This is a genomic window from Streptomyces sp. NPDC005533, from assembly GCF_042871845.1.
In the GTDB taxonomy this organism is placed as follows: Bacteria; Actinomycetota; Actinomycetes; order Streptomycetales; family Streptomycetaceae; genus Streptomyces.
Window position 1 is genome coordinate 219,677 of record NZ_JBIAJH010000003.1, and the last position, 14,654, is coordinate 234,330.

At 71.5% G+C, this 14,654-nt stretch carries 13 protein-coding genes and 1 pseudogene; 11 read left to right on the forward strand and 3 right to left on the reverse strand.

Annotated features, from left to right (window positions below):
- Positions 1–72 precede the first annotated feature (72 nt).
- Positions 73–1,359 carry a hypothetical protein gene (locus tag ACFYP3_RS04660; RefSeq protein ID WP_388826673.1) on the forward strand — a complete coding sequence of 429 codons (1,287 nt, stop codon included), beginning with the start codon at positions 73–75 and terminating at the stop codon, positions 1,357–1,359.
- A 94-nt stretch (positions 1,360–1,453) separates the two neighbouring features.
- On the opposite strand, the gene ACFYP3_RS04665 is transcribed toward ACFYP3_RS04660, so the two are convergent.
- The gene (locus tag ACFYP3_RS04665; protein ID WP_388826676.1) at positions 1,454–3,154 is read right to left on the reverse strand and encodes a bifunctional 3'-5' exonuclease/DNA polymerase; all 1,701 of its coding nucleotides are present in this window, start codon (positions 3,152–3,154) and stop codon (positions 1,454–1,456) included.
- Positions 3,155–3,350: 196 nt separating this feature from the next.
- On the opposite strand from ACFYP3_RS04665, the gene ACFYP3_RS04670 reads away from it, so the two are divergent.
- A complete protein-coding gene (locus ACFYP3_RS04670) occupies positions 3,351–4,508 on the forward strand; it encodes a DUF2786 domain-containing protein (protein WP_388826898.1) in 1,158 nt (385 codons plus the stop codon).
- A 49-nt stretch (positions 4,509–4,557) separates the two neighbouring features.
- Here ACFYP3_RS04670 and tatA read toward each other — a convergent pair whose 3' ends face one another.
- Positions 4,558–4,758 (reverse strand): Sec-independent protein translocase subunit TatA, encoded by a 201-nt coding sequence (tatA, locus tag ACFYP3_RS04675; RefSeq protein ID WP_388826679.1) that lies wholly within the window; start codon positions 4,756–4,758, stop codon positions 4,558–4,560.
- Between the two features lie 187 nt (positions 4,759–4,945).
- On the opposite strand from tatA, the gene ACFYP3_RS04680 reads away from it, so the two are divergent.
- Complete coding sequence (locus tag ACFYP3_RS04680; RefSeq protein WP_030656519.1) at positions 4,946–5,191, forward strand: DUF397 domain-containing protein; 246 nt, start codon at positions 4,946–4,948, stop codon at positions 5,189–5,191.
- 102 nt (positions 5,192–5,293) lie between these two features.
- On the opposite strand, the gene ACFYP3_RS04685 is transcribed toward ACFYP3_RS04680, so the two are convergent.
- Positions 5,294–5,803: an ATP-binding protein gene (locus ACFYP3_RS04685; protein ID WP_388826682.1), complete on the reverse strand. Its 510-nt coding sequence runs from the start codon at positions 5,801–5,803 to the stop codon at positions 5,294–5,296.
- 340 nt (positions 5,804–6,143) lie between these two features.
- Between ACFYP3_RS04685 and ACFYP3_RS04690 the strand changes: the two genes are divergently transcribed.
- The 8 genes and pseudogenes from ACFYP3_RS04690 (at position 6,144) to ACFYP3_RS04725 (ending at position 14,625) form a co-directional block, all read left to right on the forward strand.
- Positions 6,144–7,022 (forward strand): helix-turn-helix transcriptional regulator, encoded by an 879-nt coding sequence (locus ACFYP3_RS04690; RefSeq protein WP_365471702.1) that lies wholly within the window; start codon positions 6,144–6,146, stop codon positions 7,020–7,022.
- 89 nt (positions 7,023–7,111) lie between these two features.
- Entirely contained in the window at positions 7,112–8,569 is a 1,458-nt protein-coding gene (locus ACFYP3_RS04695) for an aldehyde dehydrogenase family protein (protein WP_388826686.1), read from the forward strand.
- A gap of 41 nt (positions 8,570–8,610) precedes the next feature.
- Positions 8,611–10,686 (forward strand): annotated as a pseudogene (gene mrdA, locus ACFYP3_RS04700) (penicillin-binding protein 2); the annotation flags it as partial.
- A gap of 109 nt (positions 10,687–10,795) precedes the next feature.
- Positions 10,796–11,308 carry a DinB family protein gene (locus tag ACFYP3_RS04705; protein ID WP_388826689.1) on the forward strand — a complete coding sequence of 171 codons (513 nt, stop codon included), beginning with the start codon at positions 10,796–10,798 and terminating at the stop codon, positions 11,306–11,308.
- A 24-nt stretch (positions 11,309–11,332) separates the two neighbouring features.
- Positions 11,333–11,947 (forward strand): PadR family transcriptional regulator, encoded by a 615-nt coding sequence (locus tag ACFYP3_RS04710; RefSeq protein ID WP_388826692.1) that lies wholly within the window; start codon positions 11,333–11,335, stop codon positions 11,945–11,947.
- A gap of 104 nt (positions 11,948–12,051) precedes the next feature.
- The gene (locus tag ACFYP3_RS04715) at positions 12,052–12,987 is read left to right on the forward strand and encodes an ATP-binding cassette domain-containing protein (protein WP_388826695.1); all 936 of its coding nucleotides are present in this window, start codon (positions 12,052–12,054) and stop codon (positions 12,985–12,987) included.
- Entirely contained in the window at positions 12,984–13,784 is an 801-nt protein-coding gene (locus ACFYP3_RS04720; protein ID WP_388826698.1) for an ABC transporter permease, read from the forward strand. Before ACFYP3_RS04715 ends, ACFYP3_RS04720 begins: the two co-directional genes overlap by 4 nt.
- Before the next feature lie 82 nt (positions 13,785–13,866).
- Entirely contained in the window at positions 13,867–14,625 is a 759-nt protein-coding gene (locus ACFYP3_RS04725) for a MerR family transcriptional regulator (protein WP_388826701.1), read from the forward strand.
- The last annotated feature ends 29 nt before the right edge of the window (positions 14,626–14,654 follow it).

Below are 14,654 nucleotides of genomic sequence, written 5' to 3' on the forward strand. Positions count from 1 at the left end.
GCCGGACCGGCCCCCCGGTCCCGTTCCCTCCTCTTCCTCACCCCATCCTTGAAACGGAAGGTCCACTTCCCCATGCCCTTCGAAGATGAACTCGGCGTAGCCCTCCGGCGTGCGGGTGACGGTTTCACGGCCGACCGGGACGCCCTCGCGGAAGCCGGCGAGCAGCGCGGCCGACGGCTGGTGGCGGTGCGCCGCCGGGCCGCCGTCGCCGGCGGATCGGTGCTGGCCCTGGCCCTGATCGCGGCGGCGGGCGCCTACGCCGGCGGTCTGCTCGACGGCAACGCGGGCACTACCTCGGTGTACGTCGCGGCGCCCCCGACCCCGACCGGCGACGACAAGGGGCCGCGGGCCGGCTCGGGCCGCGTCACGGCCGAGCAGATGATCGCGAACCTGCGGGCGCTCCTGCCCGGCGGGCAGCTGACCGGGCCGGTCGGGCGGGGGACCGACGACCAGGTGCCGACGGCCTCCGGCGTGTACGACGACGGGAAGGGCAAGGCGGCCGTCAGCCTCAGCCTCAACCGGGTGGACCCGTACGGGAACCAGGCCCGCGCGGGGACCGAGTGCGGGGACAAGAACCTGGAACGGTACGACTACTGCGGGACCGAGCAGTTGGCGGACGGTTCGACGGTGCTGCTCCACAAGGGCTACGAGTACACGGACCGGCGGGAGGACACCAAGGTCTGGCGGGCCGTGCGCGTGACCCCGCAGGGCTTCATGGTCGAGGCGAACGAGTGGAACGCCCCCGCCGAGAAGGGCGCCGCCGTCTCCCGGAGCAACCCGCCCCTGCCGATCGACCAGTTGAAGACCCTGGTCACCTCGGACCTGTGGTACCCGGCGCTGATGGACCTGCCGGCGGTCGAACCGGAGGCGCAGCCGGCGCCCGAGGCCGGGACGGGGGCGCAGACCCGCACCGGCTCGCCGACCGCGCTGCGGGACCGGCCGGCCGTGGAGGCACTGGAGGAGCTGCTGCCCGGGCTGGGGGTCAGGATCCCGGTCGTCTCCCGGGGCGGGGAGGGCCGTTACGGCTACGTCGTCTTCGACGACGGCAAGGGCAGGTCCCTGCTCCAGCTCAACCTGAGCGAGGACCGGGACTCCGGCCACTCCGGCTTCCCGGGCCCCAACCTGCCGCCGCAGCCGGACGGCACCCTGGTGCGGGTCACGCAGGGCCCCGGCGAGAAGGGGAAGGGCGTGACCGAGTGGAAGGTGGACACGATCCGCACGGACGGGCTGCGGGTGGTGGTCTCCGCCTTCAACACCGCCGACCAGAACGGCACGGCCACCCGGGAGGAGCCCGCGCTGACGCTGGACCGGCTGAAGGCGCTCGCGCTCGCGCCGGGGTGGAACCGCACCCGGAACTAGGCCGTCCCTTTCGGATCTTGCCCGAGCGGATCCTGCCTGACCGGCTCCTGCTCCCCTGGCCGCTGCTGGGAGGTGCCACCGTTCCCGCCGGGTGCTACTTGGCGTCGGCGTAGCACTCGACGACCGCCGTGGTGAAGGGGAACCGGACCGGGGTGTCGCCGAAGGCGATCCGGCCGGCCCGGTCGCCGGCCGCGCGGATCGCCTCCGCGACGGCCTCGGCCTCCTCGGCCGGGCAGTGCACGATCACCTCGTCGTGCTGGAAGAACACCAGCTCGGCGCGCATCCCGGCGGTCGCCTGCCGCAGGGCCGCGAGCAGCAGCAGGGCCCAGTCGGCGGCGCTGCCCTGGACCACGAAGTTCCGGGTGAACCGGCCGCGGGCCCGGGTGTTGGTGGAGGCGTAGCTCGGGGTCCACCCCTCGCCGTCCCCGTCCTGGGGGATCCCGGCCTCGCCGCCGCCCGGACCGCCGTCGCCGTCCCCGTCGTCGTCGCGCGCGGAGACGGGCGGCGGACAGGTGCGGCCGAGCCAGGTCCGTACGAGCCGGCCCTCCTCGCCCGCCTTCGCCGCGTCGTCCACGTACGCCACGGCCCGGGGGAAGCGGCGGCGGAGCGCGGCCAGGTTCTTCAGGCCGTCCCCGGAGGTCTGGCCGTAGACGGCGCCGAGAACGGCGATCTTGGCCTTGTCCCGGTCGCCGGAGAAGCCCTGCCGGGAGACGGCGGTGTAGAGGTCCTCCGGCCGCCCCGCCACCTCCATGAAGGCGGGGTCGCGGGAGATCGCGGCGAGCACCCGCGGTTCCATCTGGTCGGCGTCGGCCACGACGAGCCGCCAGCCGGGGTCGGCCACCACGGCCCGGCGGATCACCTTGGGGATCTGCAGGGCGCCGCCGCCGTTGGTGACCCAGCGGCCGGTCAGGGTGCCGCCGGGGATGAACTCCGGGCGGAAGCGGCCGTCGTGGACCCAGTCCGCGAGCCAGCTCCAGCCGTGGGCGGTGTAGATCCGGTACAGCTTCTTGTACGCGAGCAACGGCTCCACGGCCGGATGGTCCAGCTCCTGGATCTCCCACCGGCGGGTGGACTTGAGCTTGATCCCGGCCTCGGCGAAGGCCTTGATGACGTCGGCCGGCAGCTCGGGGCGCACCCGCCTGCCGAAGGCGGCCGAGACGCGGTCGGCCAGCTCGGCGAGACGCCGGGGCTCCCCGCCGCCCGCGTACCGCTCGCCGAGCAGTTCGGTCAGCAGGGCGCGGTGCACGTCGGCCCGCCAGGGCAGGCCCGCGCGGTTCATCTCGGCGGCGACGAGGAAGGCCGCGGACTCGGCCGCGGTCAGCAGCCGCATCCGGTCGGGGTGGGCGGTGGCAGCGAGCCGTTTCACCTGGTCGGCGTGGACGGCGAGGAGGGCGTCCAGGGGGACGGGGGTCGGCTGCGGGTCGAAGAGGGAGTCCTGGGCGCGGGGCTCGGCGGCGCGCGGGCGCGGATCGGGCGGTACGGGGGCGTGGGTGAGGCGGGCCCAGGCGGCCGCCGCCGAGCGGGGCTCGCCGAAGCGGCCCTCGTGGCCGAGGAGCAGCAGCTCGGCGTCCTCGATGTCGTGGCAGCGCTCGACGCGGGCACCGGCCGCGAGCAGGCGGGGATACACCGCGGCGGTGGACCGCCAGACCCAGCGGGTGCCGGGCGGGGCGGCGCGGACCGCCTCGGCCGGATCGCGGACGCGGAGCCGGGCTCCCTCCGTGGGCGGTACGGGCGTCGCGTGCCACCAGCCGTCGGCGTCCTCGGCGAGGGCCCAGCGGGGGGTGGGGTCGCTCATGGGTGCGAGTGTCCCACCGGGGTCTGACAGGGGCGGTCCCGCCGGGCCGGGCGGGTGCGGCGCCGTTGCCGCGGGCGCCGGCGCCGGACCCTCCCGCGGGACCCCCGGCGCCCCGACCACCGGCGGGCAGGCCGGCCCGCCGGGCCGGAGGTGGGGACATGCCAAGCTGGGAGGTGTGAGAGAGCTTGCCGAGATCGTGGATCGGGCCTTTGCCGCCGCCCTCCATGCCCAGGACGACGCCGGGCTGGACACCGGGGCCTCGATGCTCGTCGCCGATCAGGGGCGGTGGGGCGGGGTCGGGCGGGAGCTGCTGGCGCGCGGGGAGGCGTACGTACGGCAGGGGTGGGAACGGGGGTGGCGGCCCGCGGACGTGCTGCGGCTCGTCCGCCGGGACCTCGACGAGCGGCACCTGCGGATCACCGGGGACCTGATCGCCGCCGAGGCGCGCCGCTACGCCCGGCTTCCCGAGCGGTGGACCGACGCCGAGGTGTGGTGGACCGGCGACGACACGTACGCGGAACGGCTCGCGCAGCGGGAACGGGCGGACCGGTTCACGCTGGCCACCGCCTTCCTGGAGGTGCTGCGGCTGCTGATCCGGCTGCCCTCCATCGAACCGGTGGGTCCCGTTCCCGGGGACCCGGCCGCCGACGCCCTGGAGCACGCGCACATCGAGCCGCGCATGCTGGGCCGGATCCGGGCACTGCTCGCCAAGGCCGAGGCGACCACCTTCCCCGAGGAGGCGGAGGCGCTCAGCGCCAAGGCCCAGGAGCTGATGGCCCGGCACACCGTGGACGAGGCGCTGCTCGCGGCGAGCGGCAGGGGACCGGCCCGGGCGCCCGGGGCCTGCCGGATCGGCGTGGAGCCGCCGTACGAGGAGGCGAAGGCGGTACTGCTCGACGCGGTGGCCACCGCGAACCGCTGCCGGGCGGTGTGGAACAGCGGGTTCGAGTTCTCCACGGTGGTCGGCTTCGAGAGCGACCTGGAGGCGGTCGAGCTGCTGTACACCTCGCTGCTCGTCCAGGGCACGGCGGCGATGACCCGCGCCGAGGCCGCGCAGCGCTCGGGCGGGCGCAAGCGGACTAAGACCTTCAGGCAGTCCTTCCTGCTCGCCTACGCCAGCCGGCTCGGCCACCGGCTCGCCGAGACGGCCGAACACACGGCGAGCGAGGCCCCGGACAACCTGCCCGCGCTCGTGGCGCGCGATGTCGCCGTCACCTCACGGGCCGACGAGATGTTCCCCCGCACCACGACGACCCGGCTGCGCGGCGCCACCGATCACGCGGGCTGGGAGGACGGCACGGCCGCCGCCGACCGCGCCCACATGGGCGGCAGGCGGAAGCCGCTGCCCCGCTAGGTCGTCTCTTTCGGATCCTGCCTGACCGGCAGGATCCGAAAGAGACGACTTAGGGCCTCGGCTCGTCCTCCGCGCGCAGGGCCCGGGCCTCCGACTTCAGGATGCGCACCGATCTGCCCAGTGAGCGGGCCATGTCGGGCAGCCTCTTGGAACCGAACACCAGCAGGCAGACCACGAGGACGATCAGCAGGTGCCAGGGCTGGACGGCGTTGTGGAACACGGGCGCTCCCCTTTCGGACGGTCGGCCCATGGAACACGCAGGCCGGCGGTCCGGACAAATCTGAAGAAGTCCTGAAAGCCTTTGCCCTTCGACCCTGCGGGCGGACCTGTCTGTGATCAACGAACCACCCCGCGTGCACGTGCATCTGCCCGTGCAGCCGCCATTGAACACAGCTATGATCCGGAGGAGTTGACATCTGCACTATCGGGGGCTTCCTGTGGACCACGCGTACAACGGGATGGCAGCTGCAGAACTCGCTTCCTTGTTTGAGCTGACGTGGCAGAAGAGCAGACACAGCAACTCGCAGGGTTCCTGCGTGGAGTTCGCGAAGCTGCCGGGAGGCGACGTCGCCATGCGCAACTCGCGCTTTCCGGACGGACCGGCGCTCGTCTACACGCCGGCCGAGATAGAGGCCCTGCTCCTGGGCGTCAAGGACGGCGAGTTCGATCACTTGATCGGCTGACGGAACGGCGCATTCATCAAGCCATGCACGTGCACTGGCCGGGACCGATCGCAGTGATCGATCCCGGCCAGTGTCGTGCGCCCGTGGCCTGTACCGGCCGGGTCAGTCGTGGAGCAGGAACAGCGCCCAGACCACCTTGCCGGTGAGCCGCCCCGCGAGCGGGTGCCAGCCCCAGCTGTCGCTGTACGAGTCCACCAGGAACAGCCCGCGCCCGGACTCCAGGTCGAAGTTCTCCTCCGTGCGCTCCGGTGAGAAGGCCCCGCCGGGCCGGTCCTCGCTGGGGTCGCGCACCGCGCACACCAGTCGGGTGCTCCACCGCATCAGGTGCAGCCGTACCGGCGGCTCCGGCTCGGCGTCCGCGCCCCGCGCGTCCTGCGGCAGGGCATGGCGCAACGCGTTGGTGACGAGCTCGGAGACGACGAGGGCCACGTCGTCGAAGCGGCCGTCGAGGCCCCACTGGGAGAGCGTCGACCGGGTGAAAGTGCGCGCGCCCCGCACCGCGTCGAACCGTGCGGGCAGAGCGCAGGAGGCGGACCCGGAGACAGCCGTGGGGTCGACCGGGGGAAGCCCCTGCCGTAACGGCTCGAGCATGGTCGATCCATTCGTCCCCATGCGAGGCACTCCCGGGATTCGCGGACGAAGCGGCGGCTTCGTCCAAAGAGAACTGCGGGGTGGGTCCGGCGCCGGCGCGAAGAGCACGCAGGTGCGCGGGGACCATCGTTCCGAATGCGTGAGCCGGATGCAAGGGCAGATGCACGTGCACGCGCCGGACCTGTCCACTCCCGTGACGGTTCTTGCTCATTTCTTCCTACGCATCCTTGCGGACTTCTTTTCCCGGAGGCGGGATTCCGTTACAGAACGAGTACGAGCCGATGCGTTTTGGTGGCAGACTGCGGGCCCTGGGGTACGGGGGCCCCGCGACGCACGCGCACACCACGCGCACGCCAATGCGATGGGGAGGGCAGTACTAGTGACCGCAGAAGCAAGCGGTTCTGTGGTGCGCCGCATCCTCCTGGGCTCCCAGCTCAGGCGACTCCGAGAATCCCGCGGCATCACCCGTGAGGCGGCCGGCTACTCGATCCGCGCATCCGAATCGAAGATCAGCCGCTTGGAGTTGGGAAGGGTGAGCTTCAAGGCAAGGGACGTAGAGGACCTCCTGACGCTCTACGGCGTCACGGACACCGCGGAGCGCGAGTCCCTGCTGGGACTGGTCCGCGAGGCCAACGCGACGGGCTGGTGGCACAGTTACGGCGACGTGCTGCCGGGCTGGTTCCAGACGTACATCGGCCTGGAGGGCGCCGCCTCGCTCATCCGGATCTACGAGGTCCAGTTCGTCCACGGCCTGCTGCAGACGGAGGCCTACGCCCACGCCGTCGTCAGCCGCGGCATGCCCGGTGCCACCGCGGCCGAGATCGACCGCCGCGTGGCCCTGCGCCTGGAGCGGCAGAAGGTCCTCGTCTCCGAGAACGCCCCGGTCTTCCACGCCGTCCTCGACGAGGCCGCGCTGCGCCGCCCGTACGGCGACCGCAACGTCATGCGCGGTCAGCTGGAGCACCTCATCGAGGTCTCCCAGCGGCCCAACGTGCAGCTCCAGGTGATGCCCTTCTCCTTCGGCGGCCACGCGGGCGAGAGCGGAGCCTTCACCCTGCTGCGCTTCCCGGAGTCGGACCTCCAGGACATCGTCTATCTGGAACAGCTCACCAGCGCCCTCTACCTGGACAAAGACGAGGAAGTGGGTCAGTACGGGCGGGCGATGGAGCGACTCCAGGCCGACTGCCCCGACCCCGACCGGACCAGGGATCTTCTCCGTGGCCTGCTCCAACTGTCTTGATTCGCACGTAGTATGACGTCTGATCAGTGCATGATGACCGATCGGTCTCCGGTGCAGCGCACGGGTGCGCGCTCGCAGTAAGGGATGGCATGTCCATATTCAGCGACCTGGCTCACCAGTACATCGACGGCGAATGGCTGGCCGGCACCGGTTCGTGGGACATCATCGACGTCAACCCGTACAACGGGGAGAAGCTCGCGGCCATCACCGTGGCCACCGTCGAGCAGGTGGACCAGGCCTACCGCGGCGCCGAGCGCGCCCAGGCGGAGTGGGCGGCCACCAGCCCGTACATCAGACGCACGGTCCTGGAACGCGCCCTCCGGATCACCGAGGAGCGCGAGAAGGAGATCGTCGAGGCGATGATCGACGAGCTCGGCGGGACCCGTCCCAAGGCCGAGTACGAGGTGTACCTCGCCAAGGAGTTCATCCGCGAGTCGATCCAGCTGGCCGTCCGGCCCGAGGGCAGGATCCTCGCCTCGCCGGTCGAGGGCAAGGAGAACCGCGTCCAGCGGCTCCCCGTCGGCGTCGTCACCGTGATCAGCCCCTTCAACTTCCCCTTCCTGGTCACCCTGAAGTCGATCGCCCCGGCCCTGGCGCTGGGCAACGCGGTCGTCATCAAGCCGAACCAGAACGCGCCGGTCGTGGGCGGCGGGCTCATCGCCAAGATCTTCGAGGACGCGGGACTGCCGGCCGGCCTGCTGAACGTCCTGGTCACCGACATAGCCGAGATAGGCGACGCGCTCCTGACCCACCCCGTCCCGAAGGTCATCTCCTTCGCGGGCTCGGACCGGGTCGGCCGGCACGTCGGGGCGGTCGCCGCCCGCCACTTCAAACGCACGGTCCTCGAACTCAGCGGCAACAGCGCGCTCGTCGTCCTCGACGACGCCGACCTCGACTACGCGGTGGACGCGGCCGTCTTCAGCCGCTTCGTCTACCAGGGCCAGGTCTGCATGGCCGCCAACCGCATCCTCGTCGACGCCTGCGTCGCCGAGGAGTTCACGGAGAAGTTCATCGCCCGCGTGCGCGGCCTGAAGACGGGCGACCCGCACGAGGCCGACACCCACATCGGCCCGCTGATCAACTCCTTCCAGGCCGACGCCCTGACCGCACTCGTGGACCAGGCCGTGGAATCCGGCGCGCAGGCGCTCGTACGGGGGTCTACGCGCGGCAACCTCGTCGAACCGACCGTGCTCGCAGGGCTCCCCGAGGACTCCCCGCTGCTCGGCCAGGAGATCTTCGGCCCGGTGGCCCTGCTGGTGGTCTTCGACGGCGAGGACGAGGCCGTACGGCTGACCAACGCCACCCCGTACGGCCTGAGCGGCGCCGTCCACACCCGGGACGTGGAGCGGGGCGTCCGCTTCGCACAGCGCATCGAGACGGGCATGATGCACGTCAACGACTCCACGATCGGGGACGAACCGCTGGCCGCGTTCGGTGGTGAGAAAGCCTCCGGCCTGGGCAGACTCAACGGCGAGGCCACGATCGAGGCCTTCACCACCCAAAAGTGGATCTCCGTGCAGCACGGACGGAGCCGCTTCCCGTTCTAGACTCAGCCGGGCGTACGGCATGCGTCCGGGGGAGATCAGCGTTGAGCAACATACCGGAGACCGGGCGGACCCCTCGGGTCCAGAACCGTCTCGTCGTCATCCAGATCGTGGTCTTCTCGCTGCTGCTCACCCTGGGCGGGCGGCTCTGGTACCTCCAGATACGCAATGGCCAGGAGTACACGGACGAGGCGAAGAACAACCACGTCCAGCAGGTCGTCCAGCCCGCCGTCCGCGGCTCGATCCTCGACTCGCGCGGCGTCCCGCTCGCCGACAACGCCACCCACCTCGTGGTGTCCGCCAGCCGCACCGAGCTGCTGACCATGAAGGACAAGGGCAGGTCCGTGCTGACCCGGCTCGCCGGGGTCCTCGGCATGGACGCCCAGGAGGTCGTCGACAAGGTCCGGCTGTGCGACGCCAAGACGAAGCAGCCCTGCTGGAACGGATCGCCGTACCAGCCGATCCCGGTCAGCGACGAGGCGACCACCGAACAGGCCCTGCAGATCCGCGAGCACCCCGAGGACTTCCCGGGCATCACGGCCGAGGCGACCGCCCTGCGCCGCTACGCGGCCCCGGACGAGGCCAACACCTCCCAGGTGCTGGGCTACCTTTCGCCGGTCACCGACGAGGAGATCGCCAAGGCCAAGAAGACGGACTCGCCGTACCTGCGCTCCGACCAGGTGGGCCGCTCCGGCCTGGAGCGCACCTACGACAAGGAGCTGCGCGGGAAGGCGGGCATCACCCGCTACGAGGTGGACAACCTCGGCCGGGTCATCGGGCAGGGCGAGACCGACCCGGCGCAGCCCGGCTCGAACGTCGTGACCTCGATCGACTCGCGGGTGCAGGCGGTGGCCGAGCGCGAGCTGAACCACGCGATGGTCGAGGCCCGCAAGGTCAACGACCGGAACACCGGCCGCAACTACGAGGCCGACTCGGGCGCCGTCGTGGTGATGGAGACCAAGACGGGCCGCGTCGTCGCGATGGCCTCGAACCCGACCTACGACCCGAACGCCTGGGTGGGCGGGATCTCCGCCAAGGACTACGCCGGCCTGACCGACAAGGACTCCAACTATCCGCTGCTGAACCGGGCGATCCAGGCGCAGGCGGCGCCGGGCTCGATCTTCAAGGTGGTCACCTCGACCGCCGCGGTCAACGCCGGATACCCGTTCAACAACCGCTACCCGTGCCCCAGCTCCTACTCGGTCGGCAGCCAGACCTTCACGAACTTCGAGTCGCAGGGCCACGGTGACATCACCATCGGCCGGGCCCTGGAGGTCTCCTGCGACACGGTCTACTACGCCCTCGCCGACCAGGAGTGGAAGAAGGACGGCGGCATCAGGCCGAAGAAGGACCCGAACGACTGGTTCTTCAAGACCGCGCACGAGTTCGGGCTGGGCAAGCGCACCGGCATCGACCTGCCGAACGAGGTGCCCGGCCGGGTCCCCGACCGCAAGTGGAAGCAGGACTTCTTCGAGGCGAACAAGGACGCCTGGTGCCGGGACGGCAAGAAGAACGGCAGCTTCGCCGAGAAGATCGCCTACGAGAACTGCCGGCAGGGCAACCAGTTGCGCGAGGGCGACGCCATCAACTACTCGATCGGCCAGGGCGACACCCTCGTCACCCCGGTCCAGATGGCCTCCGTCTACGCGGCCATCGCCAACGGCGGCACCCTCCACCAGCCCAGCGTCGGCAAGGCGATCGTCAGCGCCGACGGGAAGTCGGTCCAGGAGATCGCGCCGAAGGAGCAGGGCAGGCTGCCGATGGACCGCAAGACCCGCGACGACATCGACGAGGCCCTCGCCGGCGTGGCCACCAACGGCAGCGCCGCCTGGCGCTTCGGGGGCTGGCCGCAGAAGCAGATCCCGATGCACGCCAAGACCGGCACGGCCGAGGTGCAGGGCAAGCAGACCACCTCGTGGTTCGCCTCCTACACCGAGGACTACGCGATCGTCATGACGATCTCCCAGGGCGGTACCGGATCGGGTGCGTCGGGGCCCGCGGTCCGCAGCATCTACGAGGCGATGTACGGGCTGGACCCGACGGGCAAGCAGGACCTCAGCAAGGCCCTGCTGCCGAAGCCGGCCGACGCGCTGCCCGCGGTTCGCCCGGACGGGGAGATTTCCCCGAACTGAGCGGTCCTCTAGGACAGGAGCTGACCGCAAGGCTCCGTAGCGTGGGAGGTGTCGGGGGGAGGACCCCCGGCACCCGACACGAAGAGGCGGTCCTGTCATGGCCCAGATTTCCACCGAGGTGCCCGGCGACGAGCGCGGCACGCTCCTCGCCTTCGTCGAGTCCCAGCGGGCCGCCCTGCGCGAGGCGGCGCAGGGACTGACCGAGGAGCAGGCGGCGAGCCGCCCCAGCGTCAGCGAGCTCTCCCTGTCGGGGCTGCTCAAGCACGCGGCGGAGTGCGAGCTGTCCTGGCTGCGGATGGCCCAGCAGGCGCCGAACGAGCGGCAGCACAGCGAGGAGAGCTGGGGCGACGCCTTCCGGCTGGTCGAGGGCGAGTCCATGCCGGGCGTGCTGGCCTTCTGGGACGGGGTGGCGAAGGAGACGGAGGCGTTCATCGCCGCCGTGCCCAGCCTCGACGAGACCTTCCCGCTCCCGCCGGCGCCCTGGTTCCCCGAGAACGGCAAGGTCTCGATGCGCTGGATGCTCCTGCACCTGGTGGAGGAGTTCGCCCGGCACGCGGGCCACGCGGACATCGTCCGCGAGTCGCTGGACGGCACCCGCGCCATGGGCTGAGGGCCCGGCCACTAGCCTGGCCGCATGTCAGCGATCAGGCTTCTCGTCCTCGGCGCGGTCCGCCAGCACGGGCGGGCGCACGGGTACCAGGTGCGCAACGACCTGGAGTACTGGGGCGCCCACGAGTGGTCCAACACCAAGCCCGGCTCGATCTACCACGCGCTCAAGCAGATGGCGAAGCAGGGCGTCCTGCACGCCCACGAGGTGGCGCCGAGCGCGGCGGGCGGGCCGCCGCGCACGGAGTACGAGGTGACGGACGCGGGCCGCGAGGAGTACTTCAAGCTGCTCCGCGAGGCCCTGGCGGCGTTCGACCAGAAGACGGACCTCCTTTCGGCGGCGATCGGCTTCATGGTCGACCTGCCCCGGGCGGAGGTCCTGGCCCTGCTGGGGGAGCGGCTGGCGAAGCTGGCGGCGTGGCGGACGTCGGTGACGGACTACTACACGCCCGAGGAAGGCCCCCAGGCGCTGGGGCACATCGGCGAGATCATGCACCGCTGGGTCCATTCGGCGGACGCCGAGGCGGAGTGGACCCGCGGTCTGATCGCCCGGATCGAGGCGGGCGCGTACTCCTTCGCGGGGGAGGGCGGCGACCCGTTCGTCGGGGTCCTGGCGGACGGCCAGGAGAACCCCTACGCCTGAACCCCGCCTAATCAAGTTTGACTAGCCCGGCTTCGGGCAGTACTTTGGCGCCCCCTGCTACTCAAATTTGACTAATGAGCGGGACGTGAGGAGTTGGAAGCACGTTGGCGATCTTCGTCGAAGGTGTCCACAAGTGGTACGGCGACACATCGGCCCTGGCCGGGCTGGACCTGGAGGTGACACGCGGCACGGTGCACGCCGTCCTGGGCCCCAACGGGGCCGGGAAGACCACGGCGGTCCGCATCATGACCACCCTGCTCCGGCACGACGAGGGCGTGGTCCGGGTGGCCGGCCACGACGCACGGAAGGACCCCGCGGCCGTCCGCGCCCGGATCGGGCTGCTCGGCCAGCACGCGGCGCTCGACGAGGAACTGTCCGGGCGGCAGAACCTGGAGATGTTCGGCCGCCTCCACCACCTGGGAGCGCGCCGGGCCGGGTTGCGGGCCGACGCGCTGCTGGACCGCTTCGGCCTCGCCGACACCGGCCGCAAGCCCGTGAAGCAGTACAGCGGCGGCATGCGACGCCGACTCGACCTCGCGGCGTCCCTGATCACCGAGCCCGAGGTGCTCTTCCTCGACGAGCCGACCACCGGGCTCGACCCGCGCGGCCGCGCCGAGGTGTGGAGCGCGGTCCGCTCCCTGGTGGGCGACGGTACGACCGTCCTGCTGACTACGCAGTACCTGGAGGAAGCCGACCAGCTGGCCGACCGCATCGCGCTGATCGACGCCGGGCGGGTGGCGGCCGAGGGCACGGCCGACGAGCTGAAGTCCCGCGTCGGACCGGACCGGATCGTCGTCGTCCTGCGGGACGCGGCGCGGCTCGCGCAGGCGGCGGCGCTGCTGCCGGACCCGGTCGTGGACCCGGACGCCCTCACCCTCGGCTTCCCGGTTCAGGACCGCATGGCGGGCCTGGCCCTGACCCTGCGCGCTCTGGAGGGGGCGGGCATCGAGGCGGCGGACCTCTCGGTCCGGCGGCCCACGCTCGACGAGGTCTTCCTGCACCTGACGGACCGTACGAACACCACGGAGGTGGCCGCATGACGCAGCCCACGATGTCCGCGGCGGGCTGGGTGGCCGTGGACTCCTGGACGATGACCCGGCGCGAGCTCGCGCACTGGGCCCGGCAGCCGGTGCAGTTGGTCGTCGGGCTCGTCTTCCCCGTGATGCTGCTGCTGATGTTCGGCTTCCTCGTCGGCGGCGGCCGCGGAATCGACGGCGAGTACGTCGAGTTCCTCGTGCCCGGCATGTTCGCGCTGACCATGGCCTTCGGGCTGGAGGCGACGATGACGGCGCTCACCCAGGACCTCGGCAAGGGGGTGATCGACCGCTTCCGCGCCATGCCGATGTCCTCCGCGGCCGTCCTGGTCGGCCGCAGCGCCGCGGACATGCTCCAGTCGGCCGTGGGGCTCGCCGTCCTGGCGGGCGTCGGCCTGCTGCTCGGCTGGCGCTGGCACGGCTCCCCGGCGGCCGCGCTCGCGGCCTTCACCCTGCTCCTGCTGCTGCGCTTCGCGATGCTGTGGATCGGGATCTTCCTCGGCATGGTCGCGGGCCGGCCCGAGATGGTGCAGGCCGTGCAGATCCTGGTGTGGCCGGTGGGCTTCCTCTCCAACGCCTTCGCCACGCCGCAGGCCATGCCGGGCTGGCTGGGGACGGTGGTGGAATGGAACCCGATGTCGGCGACGGCCACGGCCGTCCGCGACCTGTTCGGCAACCCGGCGGCGGCCTCCCCGTCCTGGGCCGGTGACCATGCCGCCCTGCTCGCCGTCGGCTGGCCGGTGCTGCTGCTGGCGGTCTTCCTCCCGCTGGCGGTGGCGAGGTTCCGCGGCCTGAGCCGGTAGGCCGGGGGCGTGGACTTGCACCTCACGCCACGTGAGGGACCACAGTGAAGGGCGTACCCAACCAGAGGAGAGGGGCGGGACGATGGGCTACTCCGTGGGCCAGGTCGCCGGATTCGCCGGAGTGACGGTGCGCACCCTGCACCACTACGACGAGATCGGTCTGCTCTGCCCGAGCGGCCGCAGCCACGCGGGTCACCGGCGGTACGACGACGCCGACCTGGACCGGCTGCAGCGGATCCTGTTCTACCGGGAGCTCGGTTTCCCCCTCGACGAGGTCGCGGTCCTGCTGGACGACCCGGAATCGGATCCGCGGGAGCATCTGCGCCGGCAGCACGCCCTGCTGACCGACCGGATCGCCCGGCTCCAGCAGATGGCCAAGGCCGTTGAGCACGCCATGGAGGCGAAGAAGATGGGCATCAACCTCACGCCCGAGGAGCGGTTCGAGGTCTTCGGGGACAAGGACCCCGAGCAGTACGCGCAGGAGGCGGAGGAGCGCTGGGGCGGCACCGAGGCCTACGCGGAGTCGCAGCGGCGGGTCGCCACCTACACCAAGGAGGACTGGCGGGGCATCCAGGACGAGGTCGCGGCCTGGGGCGCGCGGTACGCCGCCCTGATGGACGCCGGCGAGTCCGCCGACGGCGAGGCGGCGATGGACCTGGCCGAGGAGCACCGCCGGCACATCAGCACCTGGTACTACGAGTGCTCGTACGAGATCCACACGGGCCTCGGGGAGATGTACGTGGCGGACGAGCGGTTCAAGGAGTACTACGACTCCATGAAGCCGGGCCTCGCCGCGCACCTGCGGGACGCGATCATGGCGAACGCGGTGCGCAAGGTGTGAGCAGTGCGCAGGGCGTGAGCGGCGCGGGG

What these genes read in the sequence shown, in the direction of transcription:
- ACFYP3_RS04705 (WP_388826689.1), top strand. Translation starts at nt 10,796, where the DNA reads ATGGCCCAGATTTCCACCGAGGTGCCCGGCGACGAGCGCGGCACGCTC.
- ACFYP3_RS04720 (WP_388826698.1), top strand. Translation starts at nt 12,984, where the DNA reads ATGACGCAGCCCACGATGTCCGCGGCGGGCTGGGTGGCCGTGGACTCC.
- tatA (WP_388826679.1), bottom strand. Translation starts at nt 4,758, where the DNA reads ATGGGCCGACCGTCCGAAAGGGGAGCGCCCGTGTTCCACAACGCCGTC.
- ACFYP3_RS04690 (WP_365471702.1), top strand. Translation starts at nt 6,144, where the DNA reads ATGGGGAGGGCAGTACTAGTGACCGCAGAAGCAAGCGGTTCTGTGGTG.
- ACFYP3_RS04660 (WP_388826673.1), top strand. Translation starts at nt 73, where the DNA reads ATGCCCTTCGAAGATGAACTCGGCGTAGCCCTCCGGCGTGCGGGTGAC.
- ACFYP3_RS04685 (WP_388826682.1), bottom strand. Translation starts at nt 5,803, where the DNA reads ATGGGGACGAATGGATCGACCATGCTCGAGCCGTTACGGCAGGGGCTT.
- ACFYP3_RS04710 (WP_388826692.1), top strand. Translation starts at nt 11,333, where the DNA reads ATGTCAGCGATCAGGCTTCTCGTCCTCGGCGCGGTCCGCCAGCACGGG.
- ACFYP3_RS04725 (WP_388826701.1), top strand. Translation starts at nt 13,867, where the DNA reads ATGGGCTACTCCGTGGGCCAGGTCGCCGGATTCGCCGGAGTGACGGTG.
- ACFYP3_RS04695 (WP_388826686.1), top strand. Translation starts at nt 7,112, where the DNA reads ATGTCCATATTCAGCGACCTGGCTCACCAGTACATCGACGGCGAATGG.
- ACFYP3_RS04665 (WP_388826676.1), bottom strand. Translation starts at nt 3,154, where the DNA reads ATGAGCGACCCCACCCCCCGCTGGGCCCTCGCCGAGGACGCCGACGGC.